The organism is Dickeya aquatica (assembly GCF_900095885.1).
GTDB lineage: Bacteria > Pseudomonadota > Gammaproteobacteria > Enterobacterales > Enterobacteriaceae > Dickeya > Dickeya aquatica.
Window position 1 is genome coordinate 4,260,577 of the sequence record NZ_LT615367.1, and the last position, 17,723, is coordinate 4,278,299.

12 protein-coding genes, 2 tRNA genes, 2 rRNA genes and 1 pseudogene are annotated in these 17,723 nt (G+C 54.2%); 4 read left to right on the forward strand and 13 right to left on the reverse strand.

All coding sequences use genetic code 11. The features are described 5' to 3' along the window. Window positions 1-69 precede the first annotated feature (69 nt). Window positions 70-1,548: a ketol-acid reductoisomerase gene (gene ilvC / locus DAQ1742_RS19305; protein WP_035344944.1), complete on the reverse strand. Its 1,479-nt coding sequence runs from the start codon at window positions 1,546-1,548 to the stop codon at window positions 70-72. A gap of 158 nt (window positions 1,549-1,706) precedes the next feature. Between ilvC and ilvY the strand changes: the two genes are divergently transcribed. Next, on the forward strand, window positions 1,707-2,594 hold the full coding sequence (ilvY, locus tag DAQ1742_RS19310) for an HTH-type transcriptional activator IlvY (RefSeq protein ID WP_035344947.1): 888 nt from the start codon (window positions 1,707-1,709) through the stop codon (window positions 2,592-2,594). A gap of 2 nt (window positions 2,595-2,596) precedes the next feature. Then, on the forward strand, window positions 2,597-3,361 hold the full coding sequence (locus DAQ1742_RS19315; protein WP_051124141.1) for a lysozyme inhibitor LprI family protein: 765 nt from the start codon (window positions 2,597-2,599) through the stop codon (window positions 3,359-3,361). A gap of 3 nt (window positions 3,362-3,364) precedes the next feature. Here the strand turns inward: DAQ1742_RS19315 and DAQ1742_RS19320 are convergent. The 7 genes and pseudogenes from DAQ1742_RS19320 to ilvL all read right to left on the reverse strand — a co-directional run bounded on the left by DAQ1742_RS19320 (window position 3,365) and on the right by ilvL (window position 10,800). Next, window positions 3,365-4,104 (reverse strand): annotated as a pseudogene (locus DAQ1742_RS19320) (DUF2461 domain-containing protein). A 110-nt stretch (window positions 4,105-4,214) separates the two neighbouring features. Continuing rightward, window positions 4,215-5,759 carry a threonine ammonia-lyase, biosynthetic gene (gene ilvA, locus DAQ1742_RS19325; RefSeq protein WP_035344950.1) on the reverse strand — a complete coding sequence of 515 codons (1,545 nt, stop codon included), beginning with the start codon at window positions 5,757-5,759 and terminating at the stop codon, window positions 4,215-4,217. A gap of 5 nt (window positions 5,760-5,764) precedes the next feature. Beyond that, window positions 5,765-7,615, reverse strand: coding sequence for a dihydroxy-acid dehydratase (gene ilvD / locus DAQ1742_RS19330; protein WP_035344952.1), 1,851 nt, complete (start codon window positions 7,613-7,615; stop codon window positions 5,765-5,767). Window positions 7,616-7,689: 74 nt separating this feature from the next. Then, window positions 7,690-8,616: a branched-chain-amino-acid transaminase gene (ilvE, locus tag DAQ1742_RS19335; protein WP_035344955.1), complete on the reverse strand. Its 927-nt coding sequence runs from the start codon at window positions 8,614-8,616 to the stop codon at window positions 7,690-7,692. 24 nt (window positions 8,617-8,640) lie between these two features. Further along, a complete protein-coding gene (gene ilvM / locus DAQ1742_RS19340) occupies window positions 8,641-8,898 on the reverse strand; it encodes an acetolactate synthase 2 small subunit (protein WP_035344957.1) in 258 nt (85 codons plus the stop codon). A 17-nt stretch (window positions 8,899-8,915) separates the two neighbouring features. Further along, window positions 8,916-10,562 (reverse strand): acetolactate synthase 2 catalytic subunit, encoded by a 1,647-nt coding sequence (gene ilvG, locus DAQ1742_RS19345; RefSeq protein WP_067487371.1) that lies wholly within the window; start codon window positions 10,560-10,562, stop codon window positions 8,916-8,918. A 139-nt stretch (window positions 10,563-10,701) separates the two neighbouring features. Then, window positions 10,702-10,800: an ilv operon leader peptide gene (gene ilvL, locus DAQ1742_RS19350; RefSeq protein WP_071604114.1), complete on the reverse strand. Its 99-nt coding sequence runs from the start codon at window positions 10,798-10,800 to the stop codon at window positions 10,702-10,704. A gap of 316 nt (window positions 10,801-11,116) precedes the next feature. Between ilvL and DAQ1742_RS19355 the strand changes: the two genes are divergently transcribed. Further along, on the forward strand, window positions 11,117-12,643 hold the full coding sequence (locus DAQ1742_RS19355) for a YifB family Mg chelatase-like AAA ATPase (protein ID WP_035344973.1): 1,527 nt from the start codon (window positions 11,117-11,119) through the stop codon (window positions 12,641-12,643). A 63-nt stretch (window positions 12,644-12,706) separates the two neighbouring features. Here the strand turns inward: DAQ1742_RS19355 and DAQ1742_RS19360 are convergent, their stop codons facing one another. Further along, window positions 12,707-13,045: a DUF413 domain-containing protein gene (locus tag DAQ1742_RS19360; protein ID WP_035344977.1), complete on the reverse strand. Its 339-nt coding sequence runs from the start codon at window positions 13,043-13,045 to the stop codon at window positions 12,707-12,709. Window positions 13,046-13,164: 119 nt separating this feature from the next. Between DAQ1742_RS19360 and hdfR the strand changes: the two genes are divergently transcribed. Next, window positions 13,165-13,992, forward strand: coding sequence for an HTH-type transcriptional regulator HdfR (gene hdfR / locus DAQ1742_RS19365; protein WP_035344980.1), 828 nt, complete (start codon window positions 13,165-13,167; stop codon window positions 13,990-13,992). Window positions 13,993-14,273: 281 nt separating this feature from the next. Here hdfR and DAQ1742_RS19370 read toward each other — a convergent pair. From DAQ1742_RS19370 to DAQ1742_RS19385, 4 genes are all read right to left on the reverse strand, one after another. After that, window positions 14,274-14,349, reverse strand: a tRNA-Trp gene (locus DAQ1742_RS19370). A gap of 8 nt (window positions 14,350-14,357) precedes the next feature. Further along, window positions 14,358-14,434: transfer RNA gene (locus DAQ1742_RS19375), tRNA-Asp, on the reverse strand. Between the two features lie 66 nt (window positions 14,435-14,500). Continuing rightward, window positions 14,501-14,616: ribosomal RNA gene (gene rrf / locus DAQ1742_RS19380) — 5S ribosomal RNA — on the reverse strand. Window positions 14,617-14,734: 118 nt separating this feature from the next. After that, a 23S ribosomal RNA gene (locus DAQ1742_RS19385) occupies window positions 14,735-17,640 on the reverse strand. Between the last annotated feature and the right edge of the window lie 83 nt (window positions 17,641-17,723).

Below are 17,723 nucleotides of genomic sequence, written 5' to 3' on the forward strand. Positions count from 1 at the left end.
CTCCCCGATAAACGACAAAAAAACGGGGTGCCAAGGCACCCCGTTAATATTAATCGGCGACAGGTAAAATTAACCCGCGACGGCAATACGTTTCATGTCGGTCATGTAGCCACGCAATTTTTTACCGATCACTTCAATCGGGTGATTGCGGATAGCATCATTCGCGTCACGCAGTTGGGCGTTATCCACCGCTGAGGCGGCAACCGGTTTACCCAGGTCGCCCGGTTGCAGGCTGTCCATGAATGCGCCTTTGAGCAACGGCACGGCGGCATTGGCGAACAGGTAGTTACCGTATTCTGCGGTATCAGAAATCACCACGTTCATTTCATACAGGCGCTTACGGGCAATGGTGTTGGCAATCAGCGGCAGTTCGTGCAGTGATTCGTAGTAGGCAGACTCTTCGATGATACCGGAGCTCACCATAGTTTCGAACGCCAGTTCTACCCCGGCTTTCACCATCGCAATCATCAGGACGCCGTTATCAAAATATTCCTGCTCTTCAATTTTGCCTTCAAACTGCGGTGCATTTTCAAACGCGGTTTTGCCGGTTTCTTCGCGCCAGGTCAGCAGTTTTACGTCATCGTTGGCCCAGTCAGCCATCATACCACTGGAGAATTCGCCAGAGATGATGTCATCCATGTGTTTCTGGAACAGCGGAGCCATAATGCCTTTCAGCTGTTCAGACAGCGCGAACGCACGCAGTTTAGCCGGGTTGGAGAGCCTATCCATCATCAGGGTGATACCGCCCTGCTTCAGCGCTTCGGTGATGGTTTCCCAGCCGAACTGGATCAGTTTCTCGGCATAGGCCGCGTCAACACCTTCAGCCACCAGCTTATCGAAGCTCAGCAGTGAACCAGCCTGCAACATGCCGCACAGAATGGTCTGCTCGCCCATCAGGTCAGATTTCACTTCTGCAACAAAAGAGGACTCCAGTACGCCCGCGCGATGGCCACCGGTTGCCGCAGCCCAGGCTTTGGCAATCGCCATGCCTTCGCCTTTCGGGTCATTTTCCGGGTGAACGGCGATAAGGGTCGGCACGCCGAAACCACGTTTGTACTCTTCACGCACTTCAGTACCCGGGCACTTCGGCGCTACCATGACAACGGTCAGGTCTTTACGAATCTGCTCGCCGACTTCAACGATGTTAAAACCGTGGGAATAGCCCAGCGCCGCGCCTTGTTTCATCAACGGCTGAACTGCCTGCACCACTGCGGAGTGCTGTTTGTCCGGCGTCAGGTTAACCACCAGGTCGGCCTGCGGGATCAGCTCTTCATAGGTGCCGACGTTAAAGCCGTTCTCGGTTGCCTTACGCCATGAAGCACGTTTTTCCGCAATCGCCTCAGCACGCAGCGCATAAGAAATATCCAGACCAGAATCACGCATGTTCAGGCCCTGGTTCAGGCCCTGAGCGCCACACCCCACGATCACCACTTTCTTGCCTTTCAGGTAGCTGGCTTCGTCCGCAAACTCATCGCGGCCCATAAAACGGCATTTGCCCAGTTGCGCCAGCTGCTGACGCAAATTCAGTGTGTTGAAGTAATTGGCCATGCGAGGTGCTCCATTTGATATCGTATTGGGTGTTTATCGAAAGCGGCGCTTGCCGCTGTCACAATGTCATTATCATATGACAGGAAATACATTGCTTAAATTGATATATTAACAACGTCATATTGCAAGAATTGCAACATCATAACGAGAGAGCACGCATGGATTTACGCGATCTGAAGCTGTTTTTGCATTTGGCAGAGAGCCGCCACTTTGGTCGCACCGCCAAAGCGATGCATATCAGCCCTTCCACGCTCTCACGCCAGATTCAGCGGCTCGAAGAAGACCTCGGTCAGGCGCTGTTTTTACGTGATAATCGCACCGTGCGCCTGACGGATGCCGGCGAGCACCTCAAGACCTTCGCGCAGCAAACCCTGCTGCAATATCAGCAATTGCGTTTCGTGTTACAGCAGCAGGGGCAGTCACTCAGTGGTGAACTGCGGCTGTTCTGCTCTGTTACCGCCGCCTATAGCCATCTGCCGCCGATTCTGGATCGCTTCCGGGCGCGCCATCCGCTGGTGGAAATCAAGCTCACCACGGGCGATGCCGCCGACGCGCTCGACAAAGTTCAATCCAATGAAGCGGATTTGGGCATCGCCGGGCACCCGGAAAGCCTGCCTGCCAGCGTCGAATTTATGCCGATTGGCAGCGTTCCGCTGGTATTGATTATTCCGGCGCTGCCTTGCCCGGTGCAAACCCAGGCGTTACAGCCTCAGCCAGACTGGTCGCAAATTCCGTTTATCTTGCCGGAGCACGGCCCGGTGCGAAAACGTATCGACGTGTGGTTTCGTCGCCAACATATTACCAATCCGCCGATTTATGCCACCGTTTCCGGCCACGAGGCGATGGTGTCCATGGTGGCGCTCGGTTGCGGTATCGCTCTCATTCCTGATGTGGTACTTGAAAATAGCCCGGAACCGGTGCGTAATCGGGTGTCGATATTAGAAGCTCAGGCTATGGAACCGTTTGAACTGGGTGTCTGTGTACAAAAAAAACACCTAACCGACCCGTTAATAGCGGCCTTTTGGGAAACCTTACAGGAAAAATAATAATGAAACGAACGCTTGCAACGTGGCTGCTGCCACTGCTGCTGGGAGGCGGTGCGCTTCCGGCATTGGCAGCCAGTTTTCCCTGCCAACAGGCAACATCGGCACAAGAAAAGCTGATCTGCCAGATACCGGCACTCAGTCAGTTAGATGACGAACTGGGAAAGGAATGGCAAAAATCACGCGCGTTGCTTACCGGCAACCCGGAACGCGACGCACAAGATAAAAGCCTGACGCAATTCCAACGCAGTTGGCTGACCCGCCGCAACAGTTGCCGCGACGAAGCCTGCCTGCAACAAAGCTACCAGCAGCAGCTCAGTCGCTTGCGCTACCTGAACGATGTCACCCAGCACACGCTGCCGGACGCCATTACGCCCGCGCGTCGTAACCGCTGCTTTGATGGCGATTACAGCTACGAATATTACCTGCAACTCTCCGCGCAGGAATACGCCGAGCTCAGTGATTACTTCAAAGAGATGTATGACCAGAAAGCGCCCTATCATCTGGCTAACCTGACGCTCAATAATGAAGACGGCGAACTCACCGCCAGCGGCTCCGTCGCCTTTCGCTATGCCAATAAACTGGACGATTTCACCCTGACGGCACGCCAGATGAGCGACACTCAGGCGATTGGCCTGGCCGAAGGCAGCTTTGGCGGGCAGAAAAAGCTACTGCTCACCTGCGTCGATAACCGCCAGTTGCAAATCACGGTATTTGATGCCGCTGGTGAAGGCTATCTGTTTGATTATTTGATGGTAAAGGGAAAATAACCTTCAACGACTCAACCAGCGCTCATCCATAAAGGCGGGGCTGATTTTCTCGGGCTCCGCTGCTTTTTTCAGCATTTCAATCTTCATCAGATAGTGGTAGAGCGGTTCCAGTTGCGTAAACCCTGTCGCGAGTATTGAGGCGAGTTCCCCGCTCAACACCGGTTCCAGATCTTGCCGGGTTGCCATCACCGCGAACGATTTACGGTTGTACCAGTGTGCCAGTTCCGCTGGCTGCTCTTTAATCAATGGCCGTTTGTAACTCTCCCCGACCAACTCAAACTCACCACCAAGACATGCCGCTACCGTCAGAAAACCCTGTGGATTATCACGCACCGTCTGCCGGAACAACTCCATGGTGGCACGGCTGGCGCTGTAGTAGCCAAGACCATAGCGCCAGTCCGTTGGGGTCAGCTCGAAAAAATAGACCGGTGAATCCGTCCAGTCTTTCGGCGTGCGTTTGAAGGTAAACCACATTTTGTCGCGGTAGCGGGATTTGTCGTGGGAAAAACGGGTATCGCGGTGAATACGGGACAACGTTTTGCCCACCGCCGGGCGAGTCTCGATGTGATCGTCAATTTGCAGCATAGTGATGGAGAGGGTTTCCACCAGCGCGCGAAACGGCGTCAGCAATTGGTTTTCATACGTTTGCCGGTGATCTTCAAACCACTCTTTACTGTCTTGCTGGCGTACCTGCTGTAAAAACGTCAGCGCCTGGGGGGAAAGCCGTTAAATCCCGTTGCCATGATGTGATGTCCTTGACCAATGAGACATCAAGCCTACCGCAGTGCGGCTCAAAATAACATGCGCCCGGCGGCGTCACACCGTCGGGCGCATGAGGTGAGGCTAACTGACGCTAGCCTTGCAGGAAGAAACGAAACGCCGGGTTTTGCGATTCGTCATGGCACTCGTAACCGAGCGCCTGAAGATGTTGCTCAAACGCCGGGTCGTGCTCGGTGCGCTCAAATCCCGCCAGCACCCGGCCAAAATCGGTGCCGTGGCTGCGGTAATGAAACAGCGTAATATTCCAGTGCGTCCCCAGCGTGTTGAGGAATTTCAACAGCGCGCCCGGTGATTCCGGGAACTCAAAACTGTAGAGACGCTCTTTGAGCGGCTTGGAAGGACGGCCACCGACCATGTAGCGCACATGCAGTTTCGCCATCTCGTCATCAGACAAATCCACCACCTGATAACCGCCCGCCTGCAACTGTGACAGAATTTCATGCCGCTCTGCGCTGCCGCGCGTTAAGCGCACGCCAACAAAAATGCAGGCGTTATCGGCGTGCGCATAGCGGTAGTTAAATTCGGTGACAGATCGCCCGCCCAGCAACTGGCAGAATTTGAGAAAACTGCCTTTCTGCTCGGGAATGGTGACAGCCATCAGCGCTTCGCGCTGCTCGCCCAGCTCACAGCGCTCGGAAACATAACGCAAGCCGTGGAAGTTGACGTTCGCCCCCGAGAGAATATGCGCCAGCCGCTCGCCCTGAATGTTGTGCTGCTGGATGTATTTTTTCATGCCCGCCAGCGCCAGCGCACCGGACGGTTCGGCAATGGCGCGCACATCTTCGAACAGGTCTTTCACCGCCGCGCAAATGGCATCGCTATCGACCGTTATCACATCATCCAGATATTCCCGGCACAGGCGGAAGGTTTCGTCACCAATGCGTTTTACCGCCACCCCTTCGGCAAACAGCCCGACGCGCGGCAAGTCCACCGGCTGGCCGGCATCCAGCGCAGCGCGCAGGCAAGCGGAGTCTTCGGCTTCAACACCGATAACCTGAATCTGTGGCATCAGCTGTTTGATAAGCACCGCGACGCCCGCCGCCAGCCCACCGCCGCCGACCGGTACAAACACCCGGTCGAGGTGCGCGTCTTGCTGCAACAGCTCCATCGCCAGCGTACCCTGCCCGGCAATCACCGCCGGGTGGTCAAACGGCGGCACAAAGGTCATGTGTTGCTGCTGTGACAGCGCAATGGCTTTGGCTTTGGCTTCATCGAAGTTCGCGCCATGCAGCAACACTTCGCCGCCAAAATCACGCACCGCATCGACTTTAATGTCTGCGGTGGCAACCGGCATCACAATCAACGCCCGAATACCCAGGCGGCTGGCGGATAACGCCACGCCCTGCGCGTGGTTCCCGGCCGATGCCGTCACCACGCCGTGCGCTTTTTGCGTCTCGCTCAGGCTTGCCATCATGGCGTAAGCGCCACGCAGCTTAAAGCTGTGTACCGCCTGGCGGTCTTCACGTTTGACCAAAATGACGTTACCCAGGCGCGATGACAACTTATCCATCGGCTCCAGCGGCGTCACCTGCGCCACTTCGTACACCGGCGCGCGCAGTACCGCGCGCAGGTACTCCGCACCGCCGGGTTCGGCGGGAAGCGGTTGAGAAACTGCCATGATGGTTAGCCTCCGAGTTTGCTCTTATCGCGTACCGCGCCTTTATCTGCGCTGGTGGCGAGACTGGCGTAAGCACGCAGCGCGAACGACACCTGACGATCGCGGTTTTTCGGCGTCCAGGCCGCTTCGCCACGCGCCAGTTCCTGCTCACGACGGCGAGCGAGCGCCTCATCATCCACTTCCAGCGCGATGCTGCGTTTCGGAATGTCGATGGCAATCATGTCGCCATCCTGCACCAGCCCGATGGTGCCGCCATTGGCCGCTTCCGGTGAGGCATGACCAATAGACAAGCCAGAGGTGCCGCCAGAGAAGCGCCCGTCGGTGATAAGCGCACAGGCCTTGCCCAATCCCATCGATTTCAGGAAGCTGGTGGGGTAGAGCATTTCCTGCATCCCGGGGCCGCCTTTCGGCCCTTCGTAGCGAATCACCACTACGTCGCCAGCCACCACACGGCCACCCAGAATGGCTTCAACCGCATCATCCTGACTTTCATACACTTTTGCCGGGCCACGGAACACCAGACTGCCTTCGTCTACCCCGGCGGTTTTCACAATGCAGCCATCTTCAGCCAGATTGCCGTACAGCACCGCCAACCCGCCATCCTGACTGTAAGCGTGTTCGCGCGAACGGATACACCCTTCCTGACGATCGGTATCCAGCGAATCCCAGCGGCAGTCCTGCGAGAACGCCTGCGTGGTGCGAATCCCTGCCGGGCCAGCGGCAAACATCGTTTTCACCGCTTCGTCCTGGGTGAGCATCACGTCATAAGTTGAGAGCGTTTCCGGCAGCGTCAGGCCCAGCACATTTTTCACGTCGCGGTTCAGCAAACCGGCGCGATCCAGCTCACCGAGAATACCCATCACGCCACCGGCGCGGTGTACATCTTCCATGTGGTATTTCTGGGTACTCGGTGCCACCTTGCACAGCTGCGGCACTTTGCGCGACAGACGATCGATGTCATCCATGGTGAAGTCCACTTCCGCTTCCTGCGCCGATGCCAACAGGTGCAGTACGGTGTTGGTGGAGCCGCCCATGGCGATATCCAGCGTCATGGCATTTTCAAACGCCGCTTTGGTGGCAATATTACGCGGCAGCGCGCTGGCATCGTCTTGCTCGTAGTAACGCTTGGTCAGCTCAACAATGCGTGTTCCCGCATTGAGGAACAGTTGTTTGCGATCGGCGTGGGTGGCCAGCAGCGAGCCGTTACCCGGCTGAGACAGCCCCAGCGCTTCAGTCAGGCAGTTCATCGAGTTGGCAGTGAACATGCCAGAGCAAGAACCGCAGGTCGGGCAGGCAGAGCGTTCAATCTGGTCGCTGTCGGCATCGCTGACATTCGGGTTCGCGCCCTGAATCATGGCATCCACCAGATCCAGCTTGATGAGCTGATTAGAGAGTTTGGTTTTCCCGGCTTCCATCGGGCCACCGGAAACAAAAATCACCGGAATATTCAGGCGCAGCGAGGCCATCAGCATGCCTGGGGTGATTTTGTCGCAGTTAGAAATACACACCATGGCATCCGCGCAGTGTGCGTTAACCATGTACTCTACCGAGTCGGCAATCAGCTCACGCGAGGGCAGCGAGTACAGCATACCGCCATGGCCCATCGCTATCCCGTCATCCACCGCGATGGTGTTGAACTCTTTGGCAACACCGCCCGCCGCTTCAATCTGCTCGGCGACCAGTTTACCCAGATCGCGCAGATGAACGTGGCCGGGAACAAATTGCGTGAACGAGTTCACGACCGCAATGATAGGTTTGCCAAAATCGGCGTCGGTCATTCCTGTGGCGCGCCACAGGGCTCGCGCTCCAGCCATGTTACGACCATGCGTGGTGGTGGCTGAACGGTACTTAGGCATACTCTGATTACTCCAGTTTAAACGGGTAGCCGGTGGCGAGAGCGCCACCGGAAAAAGCATTCTGTGATAACGAATTAACGATTGACCGGATCCAGCCAGCCCCATTTGTCTTGCGTTTCGCCGCTAAACAGGCCAAAGAACGCCTGCTGCAATTGTTTGGTGACAGGCCCGCATTTGCCGATGCCAACCTGAATACCGTCCACGCTGCGCACCGGGGTGATTTCCGCCGCCGTGCCGGACATAAAGACTTCATCCGCCAGATACAGCGATTCACGCGACAGTACCTGCTCACGCACCTCAAAGCCTTTGTCTTTCGCCAGTTTGATGATGGCATCACGGGTGATGCCCGGCAGCGCAGCAGACGTAAACGGCGGGGTGAAAATCACGCCGTCTTTCACTTCAAACAGGTTTTCGCCTGCGCCTTCCGACACATAGCCGTTCACATCCAGCGCAATCCCTTCCTGATAGCCATGGCGACGCGCTTCGCTGCCCACCAGCAGAGAAGAGAGGTAGTTACCGCCCGCTTTGGCCGCCGTCGGAATGGTATTGGCAGCCACACGATTCCATGACGACACCATCGCATCAATACCTTGATCCAGCGCTTCTTCGCCCAAATAGGCTCCCCACGGGAAGGCGGCGATAATCACATCGGTGCTATAACCCGCGGGCGGGTTCACGCCCATACCCACATCGCCAACAAACACCAGCGGGCGAATATACGCGCTGGTCAGGTTATTACGGCGCAGCGTTTCGCGGCAGGCTTCCATCAGCTCATCAACGCTGTAGGATATTGGCATACGGTAGATTTTGGCCGAATCATGCAGGCGCTGCATGTGCTCACGGTGGCGGAACACCACCGGCCCTTTGTGAGAGGTATAGCAGCGCACCCCTTCAAACACAGACGTGCCATAATGCAGCGCATGGGACATCACATGCACTTTGGCCTCAGCCCAGGCAACCATTTCACCGTTGAACCAGATATAGTCTGCTTTTTTCGTCATTGTTAATTTTCCTTACCGGTGCCTTCAGGCACGTATCTGTTGTGATGTGAGCGGCTGGATCTCGACACAGGCAATGTCCAGCAGTTTGCTTAATTGGGTTGACAATAAATCTACCGGTCGCTGGCTGGCAACGGTCATTTCTATCTGTACCCGATCGCCGCTTAACTCCTGCGTCATATTCATGGTACAAACCTGAAAGCCGCGATGACGGGCCACGCGCAAGACGCGCTCCAGCACCTCGGGACGATAGCGGGCCTGAATGGAAAGCTGATGATGTGTCATGGGAAAGTCTCCTGCCATTATTCTGTTTTATCAAGCATGGTTTCGTTACCGGCACCCGGTGGCACCAGCGGCCAGACATTCTCATTCTCGTCGATGGAAACATGCAGCAGATAAGGGCCTTCGCTGTTCAGCAGCGCATCCAGGGCGGAATCAATCTGGTCTTTACGGGTAATGTGTTGGCCGGGGATACCAAAGGCGCTGGCCAACATCAGGAAATCGGGGTTATCAGAAAGGTTGGTTTCACTGTAGCGCTCATCGAAAAATAACTGCTGCCATTGTCGTACCATCCCGAGCCGCTGATTATCCAGCAGCAGGATCTTCACGGGCAGACGTTTTCGCTTAATAGTGCCAAGCTCCTGCACATTCATCATAAAAGAGCCGTCGCCTGAAACACAGATAACCGTATTCTCCGGGCGGGCAACCTGCGCGCCAACCGCCGCAGGCACGCCAAACCCCATGGTGCCAAGCCCACTGGAGGTGATGAAGTTTTCAGGCCGGGTAAAGTGCATATGTTGGGCAGCCCACATCTGGTGTTGACCAACATCGGTAGTGATAACGGTCTCGGCAGGCATACGATCCGCCAGAGTGCGCAGCAGCGCCGGAGCATAGATCGCCTCGCCGGGATGGTCGTAACGCCATGGATATTCGGCTTTCATCATCGCCGCCTGTTGCTGCCATGCGGCGATATCGAGCGATTGCTGTAATGCTGGCAATAATTGATTCAAATCGCCATTAAGCGCGACGTGTGCCTGACGCAATTTATTCAGTTCCGCCGGGTCGATATCCATATGAATAACGCTGGCGTGAGGTGCGAACGCACTGAGCTTGCCGGTCACGCGATCATCAAAACGCGCCCCTATCGCCACCAGCAGGTCACACTCTTGTACCAACAAGTTTGCCGCCCGCGTACCGTGCATCCCCAGCATACCGAGGTAATACGGATAGTCATTGGCAACCGCGCCTAACCCCTTGAGCGTCACGACCGCCGGGATCTGCGTGGTGTCGATAAACGCGCGCAGCGCAGGGACGGCCTGTGCCAGGCCCACACCACCACCGATATACAACACCGGTTTTTTCGCCTGAGCCAGCATCGCCCGCGCTTCAGCAACGCGATGGGCAGAAAAAGGCAGGCTGTCATCCACCGGCATAAAACAGGGGGAAAACTCGCCTTGTGCCAACTGAATGTCTTTCGGGATATCAATCAGCACCGGGCCGGGGCGACCGCTGCGGGCAACGGCGAAAGCTTCAGCCATGATTTCCGGTAATGACTCGATGGAGTCCACCAAAAAGCTGTGTTTAGTACATGCCAGCGACAACCCCAGCACATCAATTTCCTGAAAGGCATCGGTGCCTATCAACGCCGAGCCAACCTGACCGGTAATCGCCACAACTGGCACCGAATCCAACAAAGCATCGGCCAGCCCGGTTATCAGGTTGGTGGCTCCGGGGCCGGATGTGGCAATACAGACGCCAACATTGCCAGTCGAGCGGGCATAACCAATCGCCGCCATGGCGGCACCCTGCTCATGGCGGCACAGCAGATGCTCGACGCCGCCGTCATACAAGGCATCGTAAACCGGCATAATCGCGCCACCTGGATAACCAAAAACGGTTTCCACTCCCTGCGCCCGCAACGCTTGTACTACCCACTGTGCGCCATTCATAGTTATTTCCCCGATTCCATCTGAGGAAAACAGGATTTTATGCTACCGGACATGCTCTGCTCCCTTATTGAGATTGTCGGCCCATAAAAAAACCCCCGACCTTTCGGTGCGGGGGTTTTCTTGAATTCGGCCTTGATTTTTAAGCCATTCTTCGTCCAAGTGCAGCCCCGCACGGTGGGTTAATAATCACCACCACGCTAATCACGACTAGGCTAATCACTAGGTTTAGGGCTTTCATTTCAGGTTGTTCATTAATCTATTGTCGAACGAATGCCTACAGAGTTATCACAGCAAGCCCCGCAATGACAACTCTTTTTTCTTTACCTTCCAGTGGGAAAACGCGGACTTATCTAAAAAAACACTTACTATTCATAAAGTAAACCTTGGTATTAGCTATTGCACTTTTTGTCATCAAACAGGCCTGTATCGCAATATTATGTTTTCGCGCTGCAACAGCCATTTTTTTTCTGGCAACCGCTCGCACCACCGTTACTGTCATGATGCATAAACGCCCCCAGCACCCCATGATGTACCCGTCGCAGGGAGGAATGAGAATGACACTGGCCATCACCTATACACGCGCCACTATTGGCATGCAGGCACCTGAAGTCTCCATTGAGGTACACATCAGTAACGGGCTGCCCGCTCTCACGCTGGTCGGCTTACCGGAAACCACTGTCAAAGAAGCACGAGACCGGGTGCGCAGTGCTCTTATCAATTGTGGCTTTACCTTTCCAGCCAAGCGGATCACCGTCAACCTGGCACCTGCCGACCTGCCTAAAGAGGGAGGACGTTATGATCTGCCTATCGCACTGGCCATTCTGGCAGCCTCAGAACAGATTGCAGGAGAGAAGCTGGCACAGTTTGAGTTTCTCGGTGAGCTAGGCTTATCTGGCAGCCTGCGTGGCGTGCATGGCGCTATTCCTGCGGCTCTGGAATCCCACAAAGCAGGGCGCAGCCTGATTCTGCCGCAAGACAATCAAATGGAAATGGTACTGGTGCCTCACAGTAATGCTTTGCTCGCCAGCCATTTATTGCAAGTCTGTGCATTTTTACAAACCGGAGAGACGTTACAAAAAGGGCGTGATGTCTCCCCCATCGCCCACGTTAGCCAGGCCATCCCTGATCTGAAAGAAATAATCGGCCAGGAGCAAGGCAAAAGAGCGCTGGAGATAACCGCTGCTGGTGGCCACAACTTACTGCTGTTAGGCCCACCAGGGACGGGAAAAACCATGCTGGCCAGCCGTTTGCCGGGGCTACTTCCCGAGCTTGATGACGAAGAAGCACAAGAGAGCGCCGCAATTAACAGTCTTATCAATATTCAGCCCAGCCTTTCTCAATGGCGTAGCCGCCCTTTTCGGGCTCCGCACCATACGGCATCGATAACTGCATTAGTGGGGGGAGGTGTGTTACCCAAACCTGGCGAGATCTCACTGGCGCATAATGGCGTGCTGTTTTTAGATGAATTACCGGAATTTGAACGCCGGGTTTTAGACTCACTGCGTGAGCCTCTCGAATCAGGCGAAATCGTCATTTCACGCACTCGTGCCAAAGTCTGTTACCCTGCACGCTTTCAACTTGTCGCCGCGATGAACCCCAGCCCATCAGGGCACTATCAAGGAATGCATAGCCGCATGCCAGCACAGCAAGTTTTGCGCTATCTCAATCGATTATCAGGTCCATTCCTGGACCGTTTTGATCTGTCAATTGAAGTTCCTCTGCTTGCACCCGGTATACTACGCCAGCAGACACGCAACGGCGAAAACAGCGAAGCAGTAAGGGAAAGGGTCATTCAGGCTCGCAAACGACAGCTGGCGCGTGCAGGGCGTATTAACGCACAGATGAAGCCTGACGATATTACCAGCTACTGCAAACTCAAAAACGAGGACGCCGCTTATCTGGAAGAAGTGATGGGTAAATTAGGTCTTTCAGTGAGGGCCTGGCACCGGATACTAAAAGTTTCACGCACCATCGCCGATCTGGGGGGTGAGGAGCACATTCAGCGTAAACACTTATCGGAAGCGCTCAGTTACCGATGCATGGACCGCCTGCTTATTCAATTGCACAAGAGTCTTACATAACCTCAATGTCATGCGCAGTCACAGCCATCAGAAAGCAAGAATGGGGCAACAGCCCCATTAAGATTAGTCATCGCTTTCCGTATATTCTTCAACGGTATCCATTTGTGGCTTGCCACCAGATAACGTATGGAAGCGTTTCGGACGACGAATACGAGCAGTATACTTGGCCCAGATTTTTTCCAACTCAGTCTCAGCAGACCGCTCACCACGGCACACAGCGACAAACTGGTTTTCTTCATCTGTTACTGGCTGACGTTTGCCCGTATCCAGTTCGTTAAATGCTTGCCCATAACGTTCCAGCAGTTGAGCTTCTTTAATCGTAAAGTCACCGTGCCGGGAAAAACCACGTGGATAGAATTTGTTATCAAAAAAACGACTGTTTGTTGAGAAGCTTTCCGCCATCTTACACGCTCCTAATTCTCATATGGTCGTGCCGTTTATGGCGCGGAGTATTAGATAGGCTTGACTTCCTGTAAAACAAAACATTTAAATCATGACGATAAATTTTTTTGGAGAAAAGAATGGACACCGACTTACTGAAAACCTTTCTGGAAGTCAGCCGGACACGACACTTTGGTCGGGCTGCTGAATCTCTCTATCTCACGCAATCCGCAGTAAGCTTTCGTATCCGGCAGCTCGAAAATCAACTCGGGGCACACTTGTTTACACGTCACAGAAATAATATTCGCCTGACACCTGCTGGTGAGCGCTTACTACCCTATGCAGAGAGCCTGATTGGTACATGGCAGATTGCCAAAAAAGAAGTTGCACGTTCCCAGCAACACAGTCAGCTTGCCATCGGCGCTACCGCCTCACTATGGGAAGCCTTTTTAACCCCATGGCTAAACGAGCTTTATCAACAACGTCCATTATTACAATTAGAGGCGCGAATAGCCCCCCGACAGGCCTTGATTAAGGAGCTCCACGAGCGTCAGCTCGATTTATTAATAACAACAGAATCACCAAAGATGGATGAACTTTCCTGTCAGTTACTGGGAAATTTCTCGTTATCGCTACTAGGTTATTCCATTAATGAATCAGCAGATGAATTACCTTATATCAAGCTTGAGTGGGGTGCTGACTTTCATCAGCACGAAAATGCCTGGCTGGCTGGCGATCAGATACCCTCTTTAACGACATCATCTGCACACCTTGCACGACAGTTGATGTTCACTCTTGGTGGCTGTGCGTTCCTTCCAAGCCACTGGCTGGAGCAGTATCCTGAATTGCATCAGATGCCTAAATCAGAAACTGTTATTCGTCCATGTTATGCCGTATGGCTTGAAAACAGTGACCAACAGGAACTTATCAGGCAATTATTAAAGACACCTATCGATACCAGTGTGTAAATCACAAACTCCATCCATCAGAAAGCCCGCAGGGCTTTCGAAGCATCACCAATGACAATGCGCGTATCAAGCAGCAGAAAGCCATCTAATGGCCAGAAAATTCGATTAATTCGCAGAAACCATGAATAAAAGAAAATGCACGGATATACAACGGATATTCACCGGTACTCAAGTAATAACAGAGCACCAATGGAATGGAATGACAGTCAGTTTCCTGAAAAAGGAAAATAACAGGGTAGAAAAACAATAAACCCTTCACGCAAGCGTGAAGGGTTTATGTTTGGCAGGGGCGGAGAGACTCGAACTCCCAACACCCGGTTTTGGAGACCGGTGCTCTACCAATTGAACTACGCCCCTAAATAGGGTGGCGGTGCGGACGGGACTCGAACCCGCGACCCCCGGCGTGACAGGCCGGTATTCTAACCGACTGAACTACCGCACCACCGATTCTGTATGTCATCAGAGAGGTCATTCTGATAACCGGTGCTTTCTTACACCACAATTTGATGCCTGGCAGTTCCCTACTCTCGCATGGGGAGACCCCACACTACCATCGGCGCTACGGCGTTTCACTTCTGAGTTCGGCATGGGGTCAGGTGGGACCACCGCGCTGTCGCCGCCAGGCAAATTCGTTTCATTCCGGCCGTCATGCTCCGCTTTCGCTTACACACAACCACCCGAACCAATCTCTGAACAAGCTGAATCTCTTCTTTCCGTCTCTCTAAAACACCTTCGGTGTTGTAAGGTTAAGCCTCTCGGGTCATTAGTACTGGTTAGCTCAACGCATCGCTGCGCTTACACACCCAGCCTATCAACGTCTTCGTCTTAAACGTCCCTTCAGGGGAATCAAGTTCCCAGGGAAGACTCATCTCGGGGCAAGTTTCCCGCTTAGATGCTTTCAGCGGTTATCTCTTCCGCACGTAGCTACCGGGCAGTGCCATTGGCATGACAACCCGAACACCAGTGGTGCGTTCACTCCGGTCCTCTCGTACTAGGAGCAACCCCCCTCAATCTTCCAACGCCCACGGCAGATAGGGACCGAACTGTCTCACGACGTTCTAAACCCAGCTCGCGTACCACTTTAAATGGCGAACAGCCATACCCTTGGGACCTACTTCAGCCCCAGGATGTGATGAGCCGACATCGAGGTGCCAAACACCGCCGTCGATATGAACTCTTGGGCGGTATCAGCCTGTTATCCCCGGAGTACCTTTTATCCGTTGAGCGATGGCCCTTCCATTCAGAACCACCGGATCACTAAGACCTGCTTTCGCACCTGCTCGAGCCGTCACTCTCGCAGTCAAGCTAGCTTATGCCTTTGCACTAACCTCCTGATGTCCGACCAGGATTAGCTAACCTTCGTGCTCCTCCGTTACTCTTTGGGAGGAGACCGCCCCAGTCAAACTACCCACCAGACACTGTCCGCAACCCCGATTAGGGGCCCACGTTAGAACATCAAACATTAAAGGGTGGTATTTCAAGGTTGGCTCCATGCAGACTGGCGTCCACACTTCAAAGCCTCCCACCTATCCTACACATCAAGGCTCAAGGTTCAGTGTCAAGCTATAGTAAAGGTTCACGGGGTCTTTCCGTCTTGCCGCGGGTACACTGCATCTTCACAGCGAGTTCAATTTCACTGAGTCTCGGGTGGAGACAGCCTGGCCATCATTACGCCATTCGTGCAGGTCGGAACTTACCCGACAAGGAATTTCGCTACCTTAGGACCGTTATAGTTACGGCCGCCGTTTACCGGGGCTTCGATCAAGAGCTTCGCCTTGCGGCTGACCCCATCAATTAACCTTCCGGCACCGGGCAGGCGTCACACCGTATACGTCCACTTTCGTGTTTGCACAGTGCTGTGTTTTTATTAAACAGTTGCAGCCAGCTGGTATCTGCGACTCCCGTCAGCTCCGTCCGCGAGGGACTTCACCCACAGGAGCGTGCCTTCTCCCGAAGTTACGGCACCATTTTGCCTAGTTCCTTCACCCGAGTTCTCTCAAGCGCCTGAGTATTCTCTACCTGACCACCTGTGTCGGTTTGGGGTACGATTTAATGTTACCTGATGCTTAGAGGCTTTTCCTGGAAGCAGGGCATCTGTCACTTCAGCACCGTAGTGCCTCGTCATCACGCCTCAGTGTTGACAGCAGACCGGATTTGCCTGGTCCACCCACCTTCACGCTTAAACCGGGACAACCGTCGCCCGGATGACATAGCCTTCTCCGTCCCCCTTCGCAGTAACACCAAGTACAGGAATATTAACCTGTTTCCCATCGACTACGCTTTTCAGCCTCGCCTTAGGGGTCGACTCACCCTGCCCCGATTAACGTTGGACAGGAACCCTTGGTCTTCCGGCGTGCGGGTTTTTCACCCGCATTATCGTTACTTATGTCAGCATTCGCACTTCTGATACCTCCAGCAGCCCTCACAGGCCACCTTCACAGGCTTACAGAACGCTCCCCTACCCAACAACACATAGTGTCGCTGCCGCAGCTTCGGTGCATGGTTTTAGCCCCGTTACATCTTCCGCGCAGGCCGACTCGACCAGTGAGCTATTACGCTTTCTTTAAATGATGGCTGCTTCTAAGCCAACATCCTGGCTGTCTGGGCCTTCCCACATCGTTTCCCACTTAACCATGACTTTGGGACCTTAGCTGGCGGTCTGGGTTGTTTCCCTCTTCACGACGGACGTTAGCACCCGCCGTGTGTCTCCCGTGATAACATTCTTCGGTATTCGCAGTTTGCATCGGGTTGGTAAGCCGGGATGGCCCCCTAGCCGAAACAGTGCTCTACCCCGAAGATGAATTCACGAGGCGCTACCTAAATAGCTTTCGGGGAGAACCAGCTATCTCCCGGTTTGATTGGCCTTTCACCCCCAGCCACAAGTCATCCGCTAATTTTTCAACATTAGTCGGTTCGGTCCTCCAGTTAGTGTTACCCAACCTTCAACCTGCCCATGGCTAGATCACCGGGTTTCGGGTCTATACCCTGCAACTTAACGCCCAGTTAAGACTCGGTTTCCCTGCGGCTCCCCTATTCGGTTAACCTTGCTACAGAATATAAGTCGCTGACCCATTATACAAAAGGTACGCAGTCACCCTGATAAATCAAGGCTCCCACTGCTTGTACGTACACGGTTTCAGGTTCTATTTCACTCCCCTCGCCGGGGTTCTTTTCGCCTTTCCCTCACGGTACTGGTTCACTATCGGTCAGTCAGGAGTATTTAGCCTTGGAGGATGGTCCCCCCATGTTCAGACAGGATACCACGTGTCCCGCCCTACTCGTCGAACTCACGGCCTGTGCATCTTCGTGTACGGGACTGTCACCCTGTACCGTGCGCCTTTCCAGACGCTTCCACTGACACACACGCCGATGATGGTTCTGGGCTCCTCCCCGTTCGCTCGCCGCTACTGGGGAATCTCGGTTGATTTCTTTTCCTCGGGGTACTGAGATGTTTCAGTTCCCCCGGTTCGCCTCACACACCTATGAATTCAGTGTGTGATAGTGTGTCGAAACACACTGGGTTTCCCCATTCGGGTATCGTCGGGTATAACGGCTCATATCGCCTTGCCGACGCTTATCGCAGATTAGCACGCCCTTCATCGCCTCTGACTGCCTAGGCATCCACCGTGTACGCTTAGTCGCTTAACCTCACAACCCGAAGGTGTTTCGGGATGCAAGTTTTTGAGAGACTCGAACAACACATGCATTCTCATACACATGCTGTCGTTTCA